Origin of the sequence: Tsukamurella sp. NPDC003166, assembly GCF_040611135.1 — a bacterium.
In the GTDB taxonomy this organism is placed as follows: domain Bacteria; phylum Actinomycetota; class Actinomycetes; order Mycobacteriales; family Mycobacteriaceae; genus Tsukamurella.
Window position 1 is genome coordinate 77,012 of the sequence record NZ_JBEXNL010000005.1, and the last position, 21,541, is coordinate 98,552.

13 protein-coding genes are annotated in these 21,541 nt (G+C 67.2%); 6 read left to right on the plus strand and 7 right to left on the minus strand.

The features are described from left to right. Positions 1–49 precede the first annotated feature (49 nt). The 7 genes from ABZX10_RS07940 to ABZX10_RS07970 all read right to left on the minus strand — a co-directional run bounded on the left by ABZX10_RS07940 (position 50) and on the right by ABZX10_RS07970 (position 9,075). Positions 50–1,276, minus strand: a complete 1,227-nt coding sequence (locus ABZX10_RS07940) for a glycosyltransferase (protein ID WP_355536901.1) — start codon at positions 1,274–1,276, stop codon at positions 50–52. Further along, positions 1,276–1,899: a TetR/AcrR family transcriptional regulator gene (locus ABZX10_RS07945; protein WP_355536904.1), complete on the minus strand. Its 624-nt coding sequence runs from the start codon at positions 1,897–1,899 to the stop codon at positions 1,276–1,278. The genes ABZX10_RS07940 and ABZX10_RS07945 overlap by 1 nt, the downstream gene beginning before the upstream one ends. 203 nt (positions 1,900–2,102) lie before the next feature. Continuing rightward, positions 2,103–2,876, minus strand: a complete 774-nt coding sequence (locus ABZX10_RS07950) for a PIG-L family deacetylase (RefSeq protein ID WP_355536907.1) — start codon at positions 2,874–2,876, stop codon at positions 2,103–2,105. An 82-nt stretch (positions 2,877–2,958) separates the two neighbouring features. After that, positions 2,959–6,333, minus strand: a complete 3,375-nt coding sequence (locus ABZX10_RS07955; protein ID WP_355536910.1) for an ATP-binding protein — start codon at positions 6,331–6,333, stop codon at positions 2,959–2,961. Further along, positions 6,330–7,112, minus strand: coding sequence for a DUF4194 domain-containing protein (locus ABZX10_RS07960; RefSeq protein ID WP_355536913.1), 783 nt, complete (start codon positions 7,110–7,112; stop codon positions 6,330–6,332). Before ABZX10_RS07960 ends, ABZX10_RS07955 begins: the two co-directional genes overlap by 4 nt. Then, positions 7,112–8,620, minus strand: a complete 1,509-nt coding sequence (locus ABZX10_RS07965) for a DUF3375 domain-containing protein (protein WP_355536916.1) — start codon at positions 8,618–8,620, stop codon at positions 7,112–7,114. Before ABZX10_RS07965 ends, ABZX10_RS07960 begins: the two co-directional genes overlap by 1 nt. 194 nt (positions 8,621–8,814) lie before the next feature. Then, a complete protein-coding gene (locus ABZX10_RS07970) occupies positions 8,815–9,075 on the minus strand; it encodes a helix-turn-helix transcriptional regulator (protein WP_355536919.1) in 261 nt (86 codons plus the stop codon). A gap of 106 nt (positions 9,076–9,181) precedes the next feature. Between ABZX10_RS07970 and ABZX10_RS07975 the strand changes: the two genes are divergently transcribed. From ABZX10_RS07975 to brxL, 6 genes are read left to right on the plus strand one after another with little or no spacing between them, the layout of a single operon-like run. Next, complete coding sequence (locus ABZX10_RS07975; protein ID WP_355536922.1) at positions 9,182–9,934, plus strand: hypothetical protein; 753 nt, start codon at positions 9,182–9,184, stop codon at positions 9,932–9,934. Next, positions 9,931–10,488 carry a BREX protein BrxB domain-containing protein gene (locus ABZX10_RS07980; protein ID WP_355536925.1) on the plus strand — a complete coding sequence of 186 codons (558 nt, stop codon included), beginning with the start codon at positions 9,931–9,933 and terminating at the stop codon, positions 10,486–10,488. Before ABZX10_RS07975 ends, ABZX10_RS07980 begins: the two co-directional genes overlap by 4 nt. Next, a complete protein-coding gene (brxC, locus tag ABZX10_RS07985) occupies positions 10,485–13,940 on the plus strand; it encodes a BREX system P-loop protein BrxC (protein WP_355536928.1) in 3,456 nt (1,151 codons plus the stop codon). The genes ABZX10_RS07980 and brxC overlap by 4 nt, the downstream gene beginning before the upstream one ends. Before the next feature lie 2 nt (positions 13,941–13,942). Beyond that, positions 13,943–17,104: a hypothetical protein gene (locus tag ABZX10_RS07990; protein WP_355536931.1), complete on the plus strand. Its 3,162-nt coding sequence runs from the start codon at positions 13,943–13,945 to the stop codon at positions 17,102–17,104. Then, the gene (pglZ, locus tag ABZX10_RS07995; RefSeq protein WP_355536934.1) at positions 17,101–19,434 is read left to right on the plus strand and encodes a BREX-1 system phosphatase PglZ type B; all 2,334 of its coding nucleotides are present in this window, start codon (positions 17,101–17,103) and stop codon (positions 19,432–19,434) included. The genes ABZX10_RS07990 and pglZ overlap by 4 nt, the downstream gene beginning before the upstream one ends. Then, entirely contained in the window at positions 19,431–21,488 is a 2,058-nt protein-coding gene (brxL, locus tag ABZX10_RS08000) for a protease Lon-related BREX system protein BrxL (protein ID WP_355536937.1), read from the plus strand. The genes pglZ and brxL overlap by 4 nt, the downstream gene beginning before the upstream one ends. Positions 21,489–21,541 lie beyond the last annotated feature (53 nt).

The window sequence follows — 21,541 nt, forward strand, 5'->3', positions numbered from 1 at the left end:
TCGACCCTAACCGCGCACCCGTCAGGCGCGCTCCGCGTAGACGAGTTCGCTATTGCCCGGCGACGGCGCGGACGACCGCCGCGGCACCGTCCTCTCGGGCGATCGCGCTGCTCAGGACACTCGCGGCCGTCCGATACCGGGAATCGCCCACCGCGGCACGGATCGCCTCCGCGAGTGTGGGAACCGTGACCTTCGTCCGTGCGATCGGCGCGGTGCCGGCCCCGAGCGCGTGCAGCCGCCGGGCCCAGAACGGCTGGTCGCCGCCGGGAGACGGGAGGGGCACCGTCGGGACCCCCGCGCGGAGGGCGGCCGCGGTGGTGCCCGCGCCGCAGGAGTGCGCGACCGCCGCGACCCGGGGCAGGACGTGCTCGTACGGGACGGTGCCGATGTTCAGGACGCCGTCGCGGTCCGGAACCCGAAGGCCGGCACCGCCGGATTGCACGATGCCACGGACACCGGCCGCGGCCAGGGCCTCGTCGACGATCGTGGACAGGCGGTCCCGTTCCTGCGCCGGCACCATGAGGGAGCCGAGGCCGACGAGGACGGGCGGCGGACCGTCGGCGAGGAAGGCCTCCAGGTCGGGCGAGAACGACCAGTCCCGCGGCGTGGGCGACCACCAACTGCCGACGACCTCGATGCCCGGGCGCCAGTCCGCCGGGCGGGGGAGCACGCTGGGCGACCACCCGCACAGGATCGGCCACTGCGCGCGCGAGCGGTCGCGGCGGAGCGCGCGGGCCGACTGCTTCGGCAGGCCGAGGTCGCGCCGCAGCTCGGCGACCACGCCCGCGTACATCCGGTCGACGGTGCCCTCGGCGAACCGCCCGACGGCCCGGTTGATCGTGCCGCCGGCCGACCACGCACCCAGCAGGCTGGGCGGGTACTCGCGGGTCGCGGACAGCGGCTGCAGGCGGGCGCCGATGATCGGTATTCCGCGCGCCTCGGCGAGGGCGTGCATCGCCGGCTCGGCGAAGGGCGTGGTGAGCACGACGTCGGCGGAGACATCGGCGACGGCGTCGAGGAGGCCCCGGCTCAGCTGCCGGATCCCTGCGGGTTTGACCAGCTTCAGCGCGTCGGCGAGGGAGGGCTCGCCGTCCGGTTCGCCGAGGTCGAGCGGGATTCCCCGCGCATCCAGCCCCAGTTCCGCCGTCTCGCCATCGAGTTCGTGGTTGGTGGTGATCGTCACGGCGTGGCCGGCCTGCTGCAGGCGCAGTCCGACGCCCGCGAGCGGCATCGTGTCGCCGCGGGAGCCGTAGGTGGCGATGAGGACGTGGGCCATCATTTCTCCTGGTCGGTGCGGGTGGCGCGGGTGAAGGTGTCGACGAGGTCGTCGGCATAGGCGTCGAGATCGAACTGTGGGTCAGCTTGCGAGGCGTGCATCGCGGAGCCGACGGCGCCGCGGATCGCGGCCGCCATCGAGGCGACGTTCAGTGGCCGGAACTCGCCGGAGTCGACGCCGTTCGCGAGGATCACGTCGAGTTCGACCTGTGCGCGGGCGTCGTCGTGGCTGGTGTCCACGGCGACGTCCTGAAGGCGGCCGCCGTCCTTGGTGCGGAAGCCGCCGGCGATCTCCATGAGCGCCACCTGATGGTTGCGGTGCGTGCGCATGTACCGCAGGTGCGTGCGGATGTGCGCCTCGAGCTTCGCCGAGGCCGTCGGCGCGGCCTCGACCGCGGGCACCATCTCGGCGAGCAGGGCGGAGTAGCACTCGTGTACCACTGCTGCGATCAGGCTGTCCTTGTCGCCGAAGTGGTACAGCACCACACTCATCGCGACGCCCGCCCGGTCGGCGATCTTGCGCACGGACGCGTTCCCGTAGCCGAGCTCGGCGATGGTGTCGATCGCGCACCCGGCGATCTGCGCGCGGCGCGCCTGTTCGGTGAAGGTTTCGGTAGATCGCATGATCTAACTATAGATCACGCGATCTATAGCGGGCGACCTCCGCGCCTATCGGGCGAGCGGCCCGAGGATCGTCGATCGAACGACTCTCGGATTCCGACCGTTGTGGTCACCCCGTCCGGCGTGGACAGAATCCGAGTGCGAGGCGATCGGTGGTGAGTCCCTTGCCGGGATCGCACTCGGCGGTGTCCTGCGCTCCGCGCAGTTCAGAGGAGGTAGTCGGATCTCTGGTCGACGCCGTGCTCCACGAAGTGCTCCGTCCGGACCATCGGCGCGATCAGCCAGGCCGGGAGTCGGCGGAGGATGCGCATCAACCGGGCGGCGCGGCCGGGCCCGTTGATCTCGGAGCGGTGTGCGCCGAGCGCACGCTGCTTCGCGGCGACGAACGGCCGCACATCGATCCGATGGGTGATCTCCGCGGACGGGGTGAACCAGGTTCGTGCGGCATCGAGGTCGTGGCCGCGGGTGAGACGGAGCCGGGTGGTCACCGTGAGCAGGCGGACGGCGACCTCGCGCGGCACCGTCGCCTCCACCAGACGCACACCCGTCAGCTCCGCGGCGCGGCGCGCGATGCGGTGGACGGCGATGTGGTCCCGGTGTCCGTAGCCGCCCGCCGGGTCGTATCCGATGAGGAGGTCGCTGGCCGTCTCCCGAATGACCGCGGCGAGCGCCCCGGCGGCCTCGTCGGGGTCGGCCCGGACCAGGCGGACCCGGCCGGGAGGATCGGGATAGAGGTCCCGACCGTGACCGCTGTCCGCGTATCCCAGCCAACGGACCTCCGTGACCCCGAGTTCAGTGGCGGCGGCGTCCAGCTCCCGCAGGCGCTGGCGGGGGTCGGGCTCGTCGTCGCCGCGCATCATGCCGTCCGTCGCCACGACCAGCACCACCCGATGCCCGGCGGCCGCCAGTTTCGCCAGCGTGCCGCCCATGAAGATCGACTCATCGTCCGGGTGAGCGTTCAGCGCGACGACGGTGCCCATGACCACCTGTATATCACCGATTGAACGCTGTTACGGAGTTCGCGACCTGCAGAAACGCACTCGGTAACAGCGTTCAATCGGGTCAGCGGGTGGTGGTGAGCTCGCCGAAGGTGGCGTACCGGGCGTCGGAGCGGGCACCGTCGGGCGTGACCTGCTTGTCGACGAGGATCACCTGCCCGATGAAGGGCTCGACGATGCCGACCATGCGGATCGGGGCGGCGATGATGAGCTGGAAGCCGAACTGCTCGAACGCCCGCAGCGACTGGGCGGAGAAGCGCTCGTCGGACTTGCTGAAGGCCTCGTCGAGCATCAGCGGCGCGAACGCGGGCTCGTTCGATCCGTCGATCCCGTGGCTGCCCAGGGCGAAGCTCAGCGCCGCCGCCAGGCAGAAGGCGACCAGCTTCTCCTGCTCGCCGCCCGAGTTCGTCGCGGTGTTGCGGTAGGTGACTACCGCAGGCGCATCGGGCTCGGCGCCGACCGCGTTCTCCCGGCCGTAGAAGGAGTAGCCGGTGCGGACGTCCAGCACGTTCTCGGTCCAGCGGCGCGACTCGGGGTCGTCGCCGGTCAGGCGCAGCACCAGGCCGCGGATCCGCTTGAACTGCGCGGCCATCGCGGCAGGCTCGGCCCGCTTCGCGGCGGGGGCGTCGCGGACCATGTCGTCGACGAGCTTCGCGAACTCCGTGGCCTCCGGGGTCGGCCGGGCCGCGTAGGCGATCTGCAGATAGGTGCCCTCGTTGAACTCGACGCGGCGCAGCCCGGCGTTGACGTCGGCGATGCCGCGGGTGATAGCCCGGTGGGTGTCGTCGACCTCCTTGAACAGGTTCGACACCGAGTGGCTGACGTCGGTCGTGATGAGCCGCCGGAACTTCTCCGTCGCGGCAGCGAGTCCGTGCGCCACGAGGTTCTCGTGCACCGCGACGAAATCCGGCGCCGATGCCGCCTCGGCGGACAGCTCTGTGGATGCGTCCGGCCACTCGCGCAGGAACTGCTCGGCGGTGCGGACGATCCGCGCCTCGGCGGCGTCGCGCTCGGCGGTCGCCGCGTTCTGCTGGCGTTCCAGCTCGGCACGCAGGTCGGCGCGGACCTCGCCGAAGGTATCGAGGGTGAGCCGGCGCGGCTTGGCCTCGTCGGCGGTGAGCAGGTGCCAGAGTGCGGTAGCGAGGAAGTCCTCGTCGGGCTCGGACAGCTTCGGCGCGCTCTCGGCGTCGATCTTCTCGAATTCGGCCAGGAGGTCGTCGAATTCGGTGCCGGCGCGGTTCATCGTCTCGGTGAGGGCGCCGATGCGGGTCTGCGCTTCGGCGAGCTCGCCGTAGGCGTTGTCGGCCTGCAGCTCCAGCTCCCCGAGATCGGCGTTGCCGGACCTGGCGTCGGAGATCCGGTCCGCGAGCTCCTCCGCCTCGGCCTTCGCTGCCCAGTGGTCGAGTTCGCCCCACGAGGTGTAGCCGAGAACTCCTGCGGCACTGTCGGCGACGGCCTTGTGCTCGGCCAGGTCGTCGCGCAGCGTGGCCGATGCGTCCGCGGCCTTGGCGTGCACGGCGGCCAGCTCGTCGCGGCGCCGCTGCAGTGCCTCGCGCTTGGACCCGGTGTTCGTGCCGAGGACCCACTGCGAGCGGTCGGCGACGGCGCGCCGGTCGTCCTTGCGGAACCGTCCGCCCGCGCTCTTGACCAGGCCCTCCGGGGTGACGGCCTGATCGTGGCGCTCCAACTCGGCGGGGGAGTCGACGCACGTGTGGCGGGCGGCGCGCGCGACGGCGCCGGCCAGCCACCGTCCGGTCGTGGAGCTCTCGTCCACGACGAGCTTCTCGGCCAGGGACCCCGGGTCCGGACGCGTGCCGTCGGCACCGTCGACCACCTGGTAGGTGAGGACGCCCTGGACGCGGGTGGCGTTGACGTGGTCGGCGACCGCGCGCTGGTGCTCCGCCGGCACGAGCAGCGTGGTGGCGAGCGGCCGGAGGACGCGCTCGGCGGCGGCGGCCCACGTCGCCTGCTCCGCGGGCCGCACGTCGATGAGCTCCGCGGCGTAGGGCAGCTCCTCGGCGGGGACGCCGGTGGCGCGGGCGATCACGTCGCGCTGGTCGAGCAGGGCGGGCGGCAGCAGCGAGGCGCGGCGGTCCAGAACGGACAGCTCGTCGTCGACGGACTCGACGGCGCGGCGGGCGTCCGACTCGTCGGTGTACGCGGAGTGCACGCGCCCGGCGAGCGCCTCGGCGGCCTCGGTCGCCCGATCGCGGATGCCCGGAACCTGTTCGCGCAGCGCGGCGAACTCCTCCGCCGACTCCGGCGCACGCTCGCCGAGCTTCTCGACCGCGGCGGCGAAGCGCTCGTAGGCGCGCTGCCGGGCCTGGGTCTGCAGCTCGCGCGACTGGAGTTCGGCCTCGAGGACGCCGACCTCGCCCTGCTCCTGCCGCAGGCGATGCAGCAGCTCGTTGTAGCGGATCTTGCGCTCCTCGGCGCGGTCCTCCCAGCGGGCGATCTGCGCGTCCATGCCGGCGCGCTCGCCCTCGATCCGGTCCATCTGCTCCTGCAGCAGCCGCAGCTTGTGGCCGCGCAGGTAGGACCGCACGGGGGCGCCGAGCAGGTCGGCCGCGCGGGTCGTCCCGACGGTGGCCGACCGGTACCGCTCGTACGCCTCCGGCATCGGCCGCAGCACCTTCTCCTGCGCCTCCGCCCGCGCCGCGGCCCGGTAGGCCTCGTCGAGCTGGGTGAAGTTCTCCACCAGGCGTTCCGCGCGCGCGTAGGTCTGCGGCCGGTCGAGCATGTAGGTGCGGATGAAGGCGTCGAGGTCGCCGACGTTCTTCATCGCCTTGGCCTTGCCGAGCAGCGCCAGCGCGGCGCTCGAGGTGCCGATGCCCACTCGCCTGCGGAGCGCGTCCTGGTACGCGGCCTGGGTGTCGAAGGACTCGACGCCCGTGTGCCGCGAGCGCCAACCGCGGGTGTCGAATCCCGCGGTGGCCCAGTCCTGCAGGTCGAGGAGATCGAACGCGCCGGAGTGGATCTGGTACCACGACTTGAGGGAGGCACCGTCGGTCCCGCTGCCGGGGAACCACTTCACGGCGACGGCGGTCGTCACGTTGCCGGCGCCGTTGTCGTAGGTGGCGGCGACGGCCGACCAGGTGGCCGAATCCCCGCGCAGGTACTGGACTTTGGACTGCTGGTGCTCGTCGTCGTTGACCGACCACGCGCCGCGCACGTAATCCGCCATCGAGCGCGCGGCGCGTTTGGCGCCCTTCGCGGTCATGTCCGCCGACGCGTTGAAGGACTGGTCGTAGGTGGGCAGCAGCACCACCGAGTGCGCGTCCATCAGCGAACTCTTGCCGGAGCCCGACGGGCCGGTGAGGATCACGCCCCGCTCGTCGATGGGGAAGTCCTTGTAGCCGTCGAAGGTGCCCCAGTTGACCACCTGCAGTCGGGTCAGGCGGTACTGGCCCATGTGCTGTCGGGTGCTACGCGCGGTCACGCCTGCGCCTCCTGGTCGTCGAGGTCGACGGTGCCGTCGTCGTCCGCACCGTCGACGGGGGCCGCGGCCTCGCCGAGATCCTGGTCGGTGCTGGCGAGGTCGCGGTACGCGGCGGTGTACAGGTCCACCTGCTCGGGGGTGAGCAGCGAGGCGATCACCGAGTGCACCGCGTACCGGTCGCTGGTGCCGACGCGGCGGATCAGGCGGCGCGTCTCCAGCTGGTTGATCGCGGCGTCGGCCTTCTTGACGAAGCCGGCTTCGTCGGTGTCGCGCGCGGGGCGGAAGGTCAGCAGGTGGTCGAGCATCTCCTGCCGCTCGACGACGGCCGTCTCGTCCGGGCTGGACAGGTGCTTGAGTCGCAGGAACAGTGCCAGCACTGACGCGGCGAGCGAGAGGCTCTGCGCGCGCAGCAGATTGCGCTGGCGCGGGTCGTTCTCGCTGACCTGCCGGGTGAAGGCGTGCTTGGTCTCCCGGTTGATCTCGAGCAGGAGGTTCAACTCCGACAGGCGGGAGCGGAGCAGCGTCTCCTCGGCCTCGATCACGGCCCAGTTCTTGGATTTGGCTGATACGTGCGGGGCCGCAATTAGCTCCTGCAGCGCGTAGCAGACCGAGTTCGGCAGCGCTGAGGTGTCGCCGTCGAAGCGGGGTGCGGTGTCGGCGCCGCGCAGCGACGTGATCGCGTCCTCGTCGGCGATGCTGAAGTCCGCGAGGTCGATCTCGGGAAGGACCTCGTCGGCGGGCACGTCCAGCGTCTCGACGTCCAAGGATTCGTCCGACATCAGGCCTCCTGCTCGAAGAGTGTGGTGGGCTCGGGCGCGGCCGAGGCGGGGGTCAGGGGCGGGAGCGCGGCGGCGAACTCGACGTGCGGCACCGTCAGCTCGCGCGGGCCGCGGGCCGTGTGCGCGACGACGGTGATCGGTCGGTCTGCGTCGACGGTGCCGTATCGCGCGCCGAGCGACCAGATGCCGACGACATCGCCCGCGCGGGGCGCGTCGATGGCAGCGAGGACCTCGGCGAGGGTGGCACCGTCGGACAGGCCGACCTGCGCGTTGATCGCGCCGGCGAGGGCGTCCCAGTCGATCGCCTCCCGGCCGACGAGCCGAGCCGGGTCGATGGTGAACTCGCCCGAGGTCTCGCGGACCTCGGGCGGCAGGGTGACGATGCCGTCGTGGAAGCGCAGGGCGCCGACCGAGCTGGTGTCGACGGCGGTCATGGGGACGGCCAGGCCGGTGTCGCGGCCGGCGGAGACGGTGTCGAAGGCGTCGACGGCGGCGCGCTGCGCCTCCGTGATGCGGGCGCGCAGCGACTGGTACTGCAGGAAATCGCCGTCCTTGACGAAGGTGTTGATGCGGCGATACACCTGGCCGCGGATCTCGTCGACGCGCTGGACCTGCATCCACATGCGGTCGAGGAAGCCGGTGAGGGAGTCGCGCAGATCGTCCGGGAGGTCGATCTCGTGGACCACCGAGGCGACCGACGTCTCGAGCTGGCGGCGCAGGCGGTGGTCGGAGAGCAGGGTGTAGAACGCGTCGAAGGCCTTGCCCTCGGGGGTGTTCGCGAGCTCGTCGTGGCCGTCGAAGAGACGCTGCAGAGTCTTCGCGTAGGCCTCGGCCTCGGAGCTGCCGGAGGCGTCGAGACCGTGCGTGAGGAGCGCACGGGTGTGCTCGCGGAGCTTCTCGCCGTAGCCGAGGATGTCGGCCGGCATGCGCTCGGCGAGGGAGCTGACGATCTTGAGGTCGTCGACCACCTTGTCGCGGTCGTACTCGGGGATCAGGCCCTGGCGAAGAGCCTCGCGGCGGCGGGTGAGCTCGGCGATCTGCTCGTCGAGGGCGCGCAGGTGGTCGTCCGGGTCGGCGCTGACGGTGACCGCGACCGCCGAGAGCCGGGCGGTGACCAGCTCGAGGGCGGTCTCGGTGGCGACGTTGCGGTCCAGGGAGACGGCCTGGACCTGGCCGAGGGCCGTCGTCGCGCCGCAGGTGAGCTGGATGACCTCGCGATCGTCCTCGTCGAGGGTTCGGGAGACGTAACCGTGCTTGACCCACTGGTCCAGCACGTCCGGGCCGGCGGGGACGGGGCGCGCGCGTTCGGTGAAGTGGTGTGCCAGGGACTGCAGCTCGACGGTGAGCGCGTCCCCCAGTTCCTCCGCGTCGACGGGGCCCGTGCCCAGCCGGGCCGCCATGAGCGCGAGGTAGGCGACGGCGTGGGGGGAGCGGAGGAGGCGGAGCGCGACGTCGTTGTCGGCGTTGTCCGTGAACGCGGCGTACAGCTGCGCGGCCGACTGCGCCATCGTGCACCTCCCGTTCGATAGGTCGTCAGCGACGGTCCAGTGTATCGGGGGCCGCGCGGCGGCGGCAGCGGGTCGGGAGCGAGGTGTGCCCGAGGAATCCGACTGTGAAGATCCTGTCCGATTCGGTCAGGTGCCGGATTTTGGTGCGAGTCGTGTTCCCGTACGGGAACACATCCGTGGGCGCCGGCGGGATACTACTCGGCGATCCGGCGGATCAGCTCCGCCAGGTCGACGTCGAGCGCCGTGCTCAGTCGGACCAGCGTCGTGAACCGGGGGTTCGCTGGCGTGCCCTTGCGGCGATCCGACAGGCCGCTCTCGAGGAGCTGGAGGTGGTTCGTGCTGATCCCGATGTCGGCGGCCAGCGCTTCCTGACTGAGGCCCTTCTCCGCCCGCAGTCGCCCTATCTCGATGCCGAGCCGCTGGGACAGCGCGGCTTCGACGGAGGACTTGGGCATCTGACAAGGGTCTGGGCCCAAACTTGTCGGAGCCACCATGTATACATGGGAAAAATGTCTGATCGACGTCAGCGGGGAGGGCGGGATGAGGAGGGGGCGCAAGCGCATGGATGCACACGTCGCCGATGCGGCCTTCGTTGTCGGCACGCTACGAACGACGGCCAGCCACACGATCGGCATACCGCACCTCGCGGCGTTGCTGCGGGATGTGCCGGCGGGGGCTGACGCCGCTGAGTACCGCCGCGCGGTTGTGGAGGACAACATCCTCGGTCGACCAACCCAGACCGGTCGGCAGCGTACGTTCCGCCATCTCCGCGAGCTGTATCTTCTAGACCCTGGCCGCCCGGAGTTCGCGGCGCTGCGGCACTTCTGGAACATCGACCCCTCGTCGCGCCCGCTCCTTGCGGGGCTTCTGGCCTTCACCCGTGACGAGGTGCTTCGCGTGTCGTTCGCCGCGATTTCGGACCTCCCTGCGGGCTCAAGCGTGACGTCGGCAGATCTAACCGAAGCTGTTGCCGGACAGCTCGGCCACGAAATGTCGGAGTCGACGCTCTCGAAGATTGGCCGCAACACCGGAGCTTGCTGGACACAGACCGGCCACCTCGCGGGTCGCACCAAGAAGGTCCGGACCGAAGTGGAAGCCCGCCCGGTGGCCATCGCCTACGCGGCGTACCTGGGGCACCTCGCCGGCGGGCGCGGCCTCGGCGTTCTCGACAACCCTTGGTCGCATATCCTCGGACTCGCACATGGCCATTCCTTGGAGGCGCTACGCGCCGCACACACCCAGGGTCTCCTCGACCTTCTCGTAGCAGGCGACGTCGTCGACGTGTCGTTCCGAGCCTTCGGCGGTGACGCATGAGCCGCGTCTCGGACCTGGTTGATGCCTACCGGGCCGAGTTGTCACTGACCTGGAGAGACAACGTCTCCGGCGGTGAACGCGTCTGGATGTTCGTCTATCCGCCGGATCTTGAGCGTCAGATGAGACATGCGCTGCCCAGTTTGGAGTTGGCGACGACCCAGTCGGTGCGCGAATGGCAGGTACTGGATATCACTGACGACTTCGGCCACTGGTTGTCTTCTCACCGGCACGCGGAGGCGTTCTACGAAGAGCCGATGGACCTCACCCAGTCGATCCTCGATCAGTTCGAGACGACGCTGGTGACGCGTATCCGCCAGACTCTCGAAACCGCTCCCGCGAACGCTGTAGTGGCCCTTGTCGGGATCGGTTCGATTTTCCCGTTCCTGCGCGCGTCGAGCGTGATCAAGTCCGTCGACTCTGCCGTGTCCGGCCGCTTCCTCGTGTTCTTTCCGGGGCTTCACGATCCGGACAGCCATTCATTCCGCTTGCTCGACGCCCGCGACGGCTTCAACTACCGCGCCCGTGTCATCGATTCGCAGAAGGACCTCACGTGACCATCAACAACGACCTGTTCGTCCGTCCGCCGCTGAGCTTCGAGATTCCGAACGACGGTGTCACGAACGTCGATCGCCCGGAGGACGCCAATCAGTGGGGCGTACTCAAGTACGAGCTTGAGAGCTTCGTTTGCGAGGGCGAGTATGAACATGGCCTGCAGCGCATCCTTGACTCTTACACTGGCCACCGGAACCGGACCACGCAGCCCGCGGTGTGGGTCTCGGGCTTCTACGGCAGCGGCAAGTCCCACCTCGTCCGTGTCCTACAGCATCTGTGGGCAGATACCAAGTTTCCGAACGGTGCGACCGCGCGCGGACTGACCAACATCCCGCAGGGCGTTCAGGATCAGCTGACGGAGTTGACCACGCTGGGCCGCCGCGATGGCGCGGCGCCCTGGGCCGCAGCGGGTGCGCTCGACCGGAGTGGCGACACATTGAACTCCGTGTTCCTGTCGATCGTCCTCGGAGCGGCGGGGTTGCCTACCCGCGTCGCGCCCGCTCGCGTTGCGCTGTGGCTCGAGGGTAACGGGCACCTGGGCGCTGTCGGCGACCACATCACAGCAACTGGCGGGGACCTCCTCGAGGAGTTGGGGGAGTACAACGTCAGCGACCGGCTCGCGAAGGCCATCCTCGCGTGCGACCCGGAGTTCGCTGCCTCCGCTAGGGATGTGCGAGCTGCGCTCCGAAGCCAGTTCCCGCCTCATACGCGATCATTCTCCACGGACGAGACCATCGCGTTGCTTAAGAAGGTCCTCGAGTACGTCGGCGGTGGGCAGACTCCGCCGTCGCTGATAGTCCTCGACGAGGTTCAGCAGTACATTAGCGGCGACGGCGGTCGTGCTATGGAAGTGCAGAACCTCGTCGAGTCGGTCTCGCGTGAACTCCACGGTCGAGTGCTTCTCATCGCCACCGGACAACAGGAGCTGACGGCCGACCCGACGCTTCAGAAGATCCAGGACCGCTTCACCGTCAAAGTCGTGCTCAAGAATCAGGACGTCGATGCCGTCGTGCGCCGTGTTCTTCTGAGCAAAGAGCCTGCAAAGAAGCCCGGTCTCGATAGCACGCTGTCCTCGGTCGCCGGGCAGATTTCCCGCCAGCTCATCGGCAGCAGGATTCAACACACCGCAGCGGACGACAAGGACCTAGCCGAGGACTACCCGTTGCTTCCGCTGCGTCGTCGTTTCTGGGAGAGCGTGCTCCGCCAGGCCGACGCCGGCCGGGCTGGTCAGCTGCGTTCCCAGCTCCGCATTGTGCATGAGGCGAACCGCAAGGTCGCTCCCAAATCGGTGGGGACCGTGGTCGGCGCCGACTTCCTCTACGCGCAAAAGAACGAAGACCTTAACGGCGCGGGCCTTCTTCTCAAGGAGACGCAGACCCTCATCCACGAGCAGGGGCAGAAGGACCCCCTGCGCGCTCGCATCCTCGGCCTCGTCCACCTCATCGGTTTGCTCCCGGCATCCGGCCACGGCGACATCGGCGTGCGCGCGACGACAGACCATCTCGTTGACCTCCTCGTCGAGGATCTTGCCCACGATGGCGACCGGCTTCGGCAACAGGTGCCCGCTGCTCTCGATGCTCTCGCCGGCGAGGGCGTACTCCAGCAGGATGGCGAGGAATACCGGCTCCAGACCAAGGCTGGCCGTGAGTGGGACGAGGCCCTGCGCAGACATCAGGCGCAAGTGACTGACAGTGAGGTGAGCACGGAGCGCGACTCGCTGCTGCTCTCAGAGGTCAACCGGGCTCTGCCCGCGACGATCCAGCAGGGTCGTGCCAAGGAATCGCGCAGACTTGCGCTGCACGCCGACGCCTCGCTCCCGCCGGAATCCGATGCGATCCCGATCTGGCTGCGCTCCGAGTGGGACGAGGGGATTACCGCGAAGCAGTTCGATGAAGCCGCACGCAGCCTCGGCATCGACTCGCCGATCGTCCTCATCCACCTTCCCCGACTGCAGGCTCCCGCGTTCGTCGCGGCAATCCGTAACAAACTCGCCGCGCAGAGAGTGATCGACCAGCAGGGAATCCCGCAGGATGATGAGGGCAAGCAGGCCCGAAGCGCGATGCAAACCCGCCTCAACCGCGCGACGGACCAGGTCGATGCCCATGTTCGTGACGTCATCGCGAAAGCGGACGTGCTCCTCGGGGGCGGCACGGCCCCGAACGGGCTCTCGCTGCGCGAACGCATCGAAGCAGGCGCACAGTCGGCCGCGACCCGTCTGTTCCCGCGGTTCTCAGATGCTGACGACAACCGTTGGCCGCAGGTGATCGACCGCGTGCGGCGTGGATCGGCTGCCGACGCGCTCAAGGCCGTCCAACACGATGCCGACCCCGAGCGTCACAGCGTCGTTAAGGAAGTCCTCAGCCGCATCAGTCCGGCAGGCACGTCCGCGACTGACGTTGAGAAGGCTGTGACATCGAAGCCGCTCGGATGGCCGCGCGACGCGCTCATGGCGTCCCTCGGCGTGCTCCTCGACACCGGAGTGGTCCGCGCGACGCTCAACGGGAGCGACGCGACCACGGCCGATGTACTCAAGCAGACCCGCCTCGGCAATGTGCAGCTGCGCCGCGAAGCCACGGTGCTCAAGCCTGCCGAGAAAATTCAGGCACGCCAGGTGCTGAGCAACGTCGGCTTCCCGACCGACAACGATGGTCTCGTCTCGGCCGTCGAACAGGCTGTCAAGTCGCTCGTCGACCGCGCCAAGGGCGTGAGTGGGCCTGCTCCACTCCCTGACATCACCGTGCCGGGCAGCATTCAGGTGATCGTGAGTGCGTCGGGCAACGACCGCGTGCACGCTCTGCTGGCAGCGAAAAGCGACCTCACGAGCTTCAACGACCAACTCGGAGACCTGGAGCATAGGCTCAAAAGCCGGACGCTTTCGCTCGAATTGGCGCGTTCGTTGGCGGCCGCGGCCACGGGACTGGAGCCCGCGTCGGCGGCCCGTGAGCGGCTCGATGCGTTGGCCGCGAGCCGCGGGCTCCTCGCCGACGCCGATCCAGTCGCTCCGATCGTCAATGAACTCGCCGAGGCACTTCGCGATGCCATCCACGAAGCAGCAATTGTGTTGCGCGACGCCCGCACGGCGGCTTTAGCGGGGCTCGAACAGCAGCCAGCGTGGACGACTCTCGACGAACCGCAGCGCGAGGCATTACTCACGGAACACCATCTCGGCTCCGAGACGGCCCCCAATCTCGCAGATGCGGTAGCCGTTCTGATGACGGCGCAAGCGCGGCCGCTCCAGGGGTGGACCGCTGAACTCGATGCCATCCCGCAGCGAGTTTCGCGGGCGCTGGAGGCGGCTATTCAGCTGACGACGCCTAAGGCCAAAATGACCACGGTGCGGGTTTCGACGGCGACCCTGGGTAGCGCCGACGAAGTCGAGTGCTACATCGACAACCTGCGAGCGAAGCTACTCGACGCCCTGAACGGCAACGACACGGTCGTGGTGAAGGGCTGAGCATGACCACGTCAACGACCAACGTTCTCAATTCCGACCAACGGCGCTTCCTGGACGGCCAGACGCAGCGCGCTCGCGCAGCGGCGCAGCGGGCGGCCGAGGATGCACTGCGAGCACTCGCAGTGGGCGAACCGAGCCGGCCCGCATATCTGAGTGATGAACAGAACACCCTTCGTCTCGCACTTCGCGACAAGGCACGGCAGCTTGGTGATGACACTTCGCGTACGGGCGAGGCTTTGACGAATCTCGTTCATGACGTGGCGTACGAGCAGTGGCACCGATTGCTGTTCGCCCGTTTCCTGGAAGTGAACGGACTCCTGCGGCACCCCGAATACCGCGACATTTCTTTGTCCCTGGAGGACTGCGGGGATCTTGCCTCGGACCTCAGCGAGCCCGATGGGTGGGCAGTCGCTGCTCGTTTCGCGTCGGAGATCCTTCCTGGTGTGTTCCGCCTGACCGATCCTGCCGTCCAGGTGCGGGTCGCGGCCGAACACCGCACCGTGCTGGAGCGACTCCTGCTAGAGATCCCGGGGGAAACGTTCAAAACCGAGGACGCGCTCGGCTGGGTGTATCAGTTCTGGCAGACCGCCGAGAAGAAGCGGGTGAAGGAGTCAGGCGCCAAGATCGGCGGAGCCGACTTGCCTCCCGTCACGCAGTTGTTCACCGAGAACTACATGGTTCGCTTTCTACTGGAGAACTCGCTCGGCGCATGGTGGGCGGCACGGCATCCCGCTTCGCCGCTCGTCGGCACGTGGGAGTACCTCCGTCGAGACGAAGCGGGCACGCCCGCCGCCGGGGCGTTCGATGGTTGGCCCGAGCGCGCCGCTGATGTCACGGTCATCGACCCCTGCTGTGGTTCAGGCCACTTCCTCGTCGCCATGTTCGGGATGCTCTGGCGCATGCGCGCAGAGGAGGAAGACCTCACCCCGGCTGACGCTCAGGACGCGGTCCTCCGCAACAACCTTCATGGTCTCGAACTTGACCCCCGCTGTACCCAAATCGCGACTTTCAACGTCGCGTTGGAGGCGTGGAAGCAGGGTGGGTTCCGCGACCTCCCTGCGCCGCAGGTGGCTTGCTCTGGCATTCCGGTTAGAAGTGCGCGTCGGGATTGGGAGCGATTCGCGGGCGATGATATCAGGCTTCGTGACGCAATGGCTCGTCTTCATTCACGCTTTCGTGACGCGGACACTCTCGGTTCGCTCATCGATCCCCGCTCGATCGGCGGCGAATTACTTGTGGATCCGTCGGATCGGATACTCGATGATCTACTCGCCGAAGCGCTGCGGCGAGAACATCAAGAAGACACAGTGCTTGGTCACGCGGTTCTCGATTCAATGCGAGCTTTCAGTCTGCTGGGGCGTACGTACACTCTCGTAGCCACAAACCCGCCGTTTCTCAAGCGTGGAGCGATGGGAAGCCTGCTGCGTGAGTATGCTGATACGCATCACATGGTTGCGCGTGGCGACCTCGCCACGATGATGTTGGATCGCTGCCTGTCATTGATTGAACTAAACGGAACAATTGCAGCAGTGTCGCCGCAAAACTGGCTGTTTCTGAAAACTTACTCCGATTTTAGGGGGAAACTACGGGAGCGCAGCCTCCCGCAGTTGATTGCGGTTCTTGGGGAGGGGGCATTCTGGTCCGCGGCGGCTGCGGGCGCCTACGTGACAGCGACGGTTCTTTGTCGAGTTCCGGGTTCAAGTCCGCGATACGTAGACGCGGCTGAAGGTTCAGTATCGCGGAAGGAAAATGCGCTTCGAGAAATGCCGGTTCTCGCAAGATTGAGTGAGGGGACTGACGAAACTGGCGTCTTGTTGCCACCTAAGGATGATGGTCCGCGGGCCGGGTTGCAGTTGGCGAGGATTGCAGATGTGGTGTCAGGTATACAAACTGGCGATGTGGAGCGCTTCGTGCGAAGGTTCTGGGAGATACCTGAAATCTCTGGCGACTGGTCTCATTATCAAACATCCCCGACCTCTCAGGGGGGTGGCGGGTTAGATTCGGTTGTTTACTGGGCAGACGGAAGTGCCCTAACAAAGGATGTCGGTGCCGTGATCCGTGGTGCTCGTGCATGGGGCAAGCGTGGTATTGCAGTTAAGCTCTACCGATCTCTTGAGGCTGCGCCGTACCTAGGGTCTTTCTTTGATCAATCAGTCGCGGTATTGATTCCTAGGAAAGATGATGCATACGGCGAATTGTTGAGGTTCGCCACTTCTCCAGATTTCGCGATATCGGTCCGATCTGTGGACCGTAAGGTGAACGTAACGCCCGCCGCGTTAGGTAGAGCGACTATTGATATCGAGGGGGTTAAGGCCGCGGAGTTGTCACTGACAACTCGCGGCGAGCAAGACGTGACGCAATGGGTGTTCTCGGGCTCGCCGAAGGAGACGCGTAGTTCCTTGCAAGTGGCGGTCGCCAGGATTCTCGGGTACCGATGGCCGGATGGTGACGTGGACAACTTCGATGATTTTGTCGACTCCGACGGAATCGCTGCGCTGTGTCCACTACCCGGCGAGCCTGACCTGGCGACCCGACTGCGCGAGGTGCTTGCGGTGGTGTACGGAGGCGAATGGTCGAGTTCTCTTGAACGGTCGCTGGTCGTCGAAGCTGGGGGTAAGAATGGACGTTTGGAGGACTGGCTACGAAATACCTGCTTCGGGGAGCACGTCAGGATTTTTGGTAACCGTCCCTTCTTTTGGCATATTTGGGATGGTCGCAAGGACGGATTCTCGGCGATCGTCAACTATCACAAGCTCGACCGGCGGACGCTGGAGAAGCTGACCTTCACGTCGCTCGGCGCCTGGGTTGAGCGCCAGAGGCATGAGGCTCGCGCGGAGCGCGCCGGTGCGGATGCGAGACTAGCCGCCGCGGAGGATCTCCAGCGCAGACTCAAGCTCATTCTCGACGGCGAGCCTCCCTACGACGTGTACGTCCGGTGGAAGTCGTTGGCCGAGCAGCCCATTGGATGGGACCCCGACCTCGATGACGGGATTCGCCTGAACATCCGGCCTTTCGTGACCGCCGGCGTGCTGCGCGCTAAGGTGAACGTTCACTGGAAGAAGGACCGCGGGAAGAACCCGGACGGATCGGAGCGTCGCAACGACCTCCACCCATCGCTTGAGGAGCGTCGGGCCGCCCGGCGAGAGGCGGAGACTGTCGAATGACGCTCGTGCGGGCCGTCGTCGCCGACGCACTTCGCGATGCCGCAGCCTTCAACGCCGGGGCGACCTCCGCCCCGGCGGCTGTGCTGTGGGCTGACCCCGATCGCGCGTGGGAGCCGGTGATCCGCAACCTTCAGGAGGCGGTGCCGGTCCTCATTCTCGGTGAGTTCGACCCGGCGGCCGCTCAGGGACCGGCGCTCTGGATTCGTGCCGTCCTCGCCTCGCCAGAGACCGCGGACCTTCCGGCCCATATCGCCGCGCGTGATGATCGCAATCCGTGGGTGATCTATCTTCCCGGTGTCAGTAGGGGCGATCTGGTCGCAGCGTCCACGCCCGAAGACCCGCTTGCACCGCTTGTCGAGACCGCCAATCGCTCCAATTGGTGGCCATCTGCTCACGGCCAGACACCCTGGACGCCGCACTCATTCCTCGCGTCAAAGCAAGGCGCGGGACTCGACCTCGCGGGCGACGCCGCGACCAAGTCCGCCCTCATCCAAGTCCTGAACACGTTCCTCAGCGAGGACATCGACGATCTCCAGCGTTTGGGGAGACTCGACTCTTCGCGTCTGCACCGCCTCGTGCTCGACGACTCGGTTCGTACCCTCCTCGAATGGATGAACGACCCGGACTCGGTGCGCGCCTCGCTCGAGGATGCGCGCTGGCAGGCTCTTATCGCTTCCTGCAAATCGGTGTACACTTTCAGCCCCGAGAAGGACGGTGCGCTCACTGCGGCGAGCAAGCTGGGAGGCCGGGCAGGCGAGTGGTGGGCCGTGTGGCAGCGGTTCGCGGAGAACCCCACCCGCTATCCGAAAATCCCCGAACTACTCGATCAAGCGCGCCCCTCGGTCGTGCCGCTCTTCGGAGACACTGACCCCCATCCCGATTCATGGCCGTCATGGAATCGCGAGCAGGAGGACGCGTTGCGAACGGCTCTCGGCGCGATCGCAACCCATTCGAACCCGTCGGTGTCGGTCAAGGAACTCGCTGCTGAGCATTCGGTGCGAGGGGACAACGTCTGGGCGACTCTCGGGCACGCGCCGCTCGCGCGGGTCGTCGGGCACCTCGCCGAACTCACCGATCGCGTGGCGGCCGCGTCGTCGGCGGGAGACCTCGAGGCACAGGTCGCCTGGTACGGCGATGAAGGTCACCTGATCGACGACCTCGCTCTGCGGGCCATTGCCTCGGCCAAGAGTGCGCGGGATCGGTCCGCAGCGGCGAATGCACTTGGCGCACTCTACGACCCGTGGGTGGACGAGTCGGCCCGGGCGTTCCAGAAAGTGGCGGAGACCGACTACTCCGGTGAGACCGGCCTGGACATCGCAACGGGCACTGCCGTCGTGTACGTCGACGCGCTGCGCTTCGATCTGGCCGCGCGCGTTGCTCGACGGTTGTCCCCACTTTCCGCCGCCGTTGAGACCCGGTTGGCCGCATTCCCGAGTGTGACCCCCACCGGTCAGCCGGCCGTCGCCCCCATCACGGCCGCGGTTGGTGGCGGCAGTGCCTTCGACGCGGTCGATGAGCAGGACCGGTCTATCAAAGGCCCGGTGCTGCGGTCAGCACTTGCGGCGGGGGGTGTTCAGTTCCTCGAATGGGACACTGCGGAGGTCGGTGACCCCAGCGGTATGGCGTGGACGCAGACCAATTCAATCGATTCGCTTGGGCACTCCCGCGGACACGAGCTGGCCGACCTTGTTGACCAACAACTCGACCTCGTCGCGGAGCGTGTCCGTGGGCTGCTCGACGCGGGGTGGCGGAAGGTCGTCGTCGTGACCGATCACGGATTCCTCCTGCCCGGTAGGCCCGCGCAAAAAGTCATGCTGCCGCTTCAAATTACAGAAGGGGAGGAGACGCGCAAGCCGCGTGTGGCCCGGTTGAAGGCCGCGGCGGCGCGTCCGGATTTCCCGATAGTTCCCTGGACCTGGGACTCGTTAGTCGAGATGGTGAGCGCTCCCGGAACTGCGGCGTTCGAGGCGGGCCGCCTGTACGAGCACGGTGGGCTGAGCCTTCAGGAGTGCGTGACTCCTGTCATCACGGTGACGCACGGTGACACCGACGGCGCGCCCGTCCAGATCGAGGCTGTCCGTTGGACGGGGCAGCGATGCCGCATCGACTACGGACCCGCCGACGTGGGCATCGTCGCCGAGATTCGACTCCGCCCGGCCGACGCGTCGAGTGTCATAGGCGGACCGAAGTCGCCGACCGAACTGGGTGAGGTCAAGGTGCTCGTCGACGAAGAGCAGGCCACCGCCGGTACCGCCGCGTGGGTCGTGCTCCTCGACCCGAGCGGTGGGATCCTGACTCAAGCGCAGACCACCGTGGGAGGTGCCGAATGACCGAGACCATCGTGCTGGACGAGATCGACGAGAAGGCAGCGTCGGCGTTCGAAGGCTACGTCGTGCGCAAAGACCTTGCCCAGCAGTTCAAGGGCGCCTACCCCGTGCCGACATACGTCGGCGAGTTCCTCATTGGCCGCTACTGCGCGACTACTGATCCCGAGGAGATTGAAGAGGGACTCCAGGTGGTGCGACGCCTCCTCGCAGACCGCACGGTGAGGGCCGGTGAGGAGGAACTCTTCAGATCACGGGCTCGCGAGCGGATGACCGTCAAGCTCATCGACCTCGTCAAGGCTCGGCTGGACGCGAAGTCGAATTCTTATGTCGCGGAGCTGCCGAGCCTCGCGCTACGCGATGTGAGGATCGACGACGCCGTCGTCCGCGACAACGAACGCATGCTTACAGGCGGCTTCTACGCCGAAGTCGACCTCTTCTACGACGCATCCATCGCGGAGGAGAACGGCGGCAAGCCCTTTGCTGTCGGGTCGCTGCGCCCCATCCAACTCTCGACGAGGGACTCGCTCTCACGGCTGGCCGAAGGCCGCTCGCGGTTCACCACCGAGCAGTGGAAGCACTTGCTGCTTCGATCTGTCGGATTCGAGCCAGCGCAACTCAGCGATCGCGAGCAGGACGTACTCCTGCTGCGCATGGTTCCGTTCGTGCAGCGAAACTTCAACATGGTGGAGCTGGGTCCGCGCGGCACGGGCAAGTCGCACCTGTTTCAGCAGGTTTCGCCGTACGCGCATCTGATCTCTGGCGGCAAGGCGACCGTCGCGCGCATGTTTGTCAACAACGCGACTGGGCAACGCGGTCTTGTCGCGCAGTACGACGTGGTCTGTTTCGACGAGGTCTCCGGCGTCTCCTTCGATCAGAAGGACGGCGTGAACATCATGAAGGGCTACATGGAGTCCGGCGAGTTCTCGCGAGGCCGCGAGTCGATCCGCGCCGACGGCTCAATCGTGCTCGTCGGCAATTTCGACGTCGACGTAGCTCATCAGCAGCGCATCGGGCATTTGCTCTCGCCGCTCCCTCCGGAGATGCGCGACGACACCGCGTTCATGGACCGCATTCACGTTTACCTGCCCGGATGGGATGTCCCGAAGCTCAACCCGACGTACTTCACCCATCACTTCGGGCTGGTGAGCGACTTTCTCTCTGAGTGCTGGTCGCGGCTGCGCGACCAGTCACGGCTCTCGTCCATTCAGGGCCGCGTGAACTACTCGGACGCGCTGTCAGGTCGTGACCTCTCGGCCGTCAACAAGACCGTCGACGGGTTGCTCAAACTGCTCTACCCCGATGCTGAGGCCGCCATCTGCGACGAGGACCTCGAATGGGCCGTTCGCATTGCCTTGGAATGCCGCCGTCGAGTCAAGGAGCAGCAGCGGCGTATCGGTGCCGCCGAGTTCCGGAACACGCAGTTCGGCTACCGCCTTGGTGAAGGAGTCGAGCAGTTCGTCTCGACGCCCGAGCTGGCGAGCCCAGACTCGATTGGTCTCGATCCGCTACCGCCCGGCCAAGTGTGGGCGATTTCCGAGAGCGACGGCGACGTCGGCCCAGGGCTTTACCGGATCGAGGCGGCGGACACGCCCGGCTCAGGCGCGCGTGGGTTGCTCAACCAGGCCGCGCCTGCCACTCTCCGCGAGAGCTTCAAGGTCGCCGAGCAGAACCTCATCGCCCAGGCGAGACAACTCGTAGGTGACCGCGACCCGCGCGAGCACAACCTCACGGCACAGGTTCGAGCTCTCGATGCTGCCAAGACCGGCGCCGGCCTCGGGCTCCCGATTCTGCTGGCTCTCACCTCCGCAATGCTCCAGCGGTCGGTCCGCGGCGGCATGATCGCCGTCGGTAACCTGTCGCTGGGCGGCGGCGTCGAGACAATTCTCAATGCCGCACAACTTGCCGAGCACGCGATGGAGAAGGGGGCCACGGCACTCTTGCTCCCGGTGTCTGCCCGCCGCCAACTCCTCGACGTCAGCGACGAGGTCGCGACGAGGGTTTCATTCATCTTCTACAGCGACGCCCATGACGCTCTCATGAAGGCTCTGGACGAATGAAGCAGCAGAAGTGAGATCGTGCGCGGTCGCTGGGAAAATCACGCGCGGCGGTT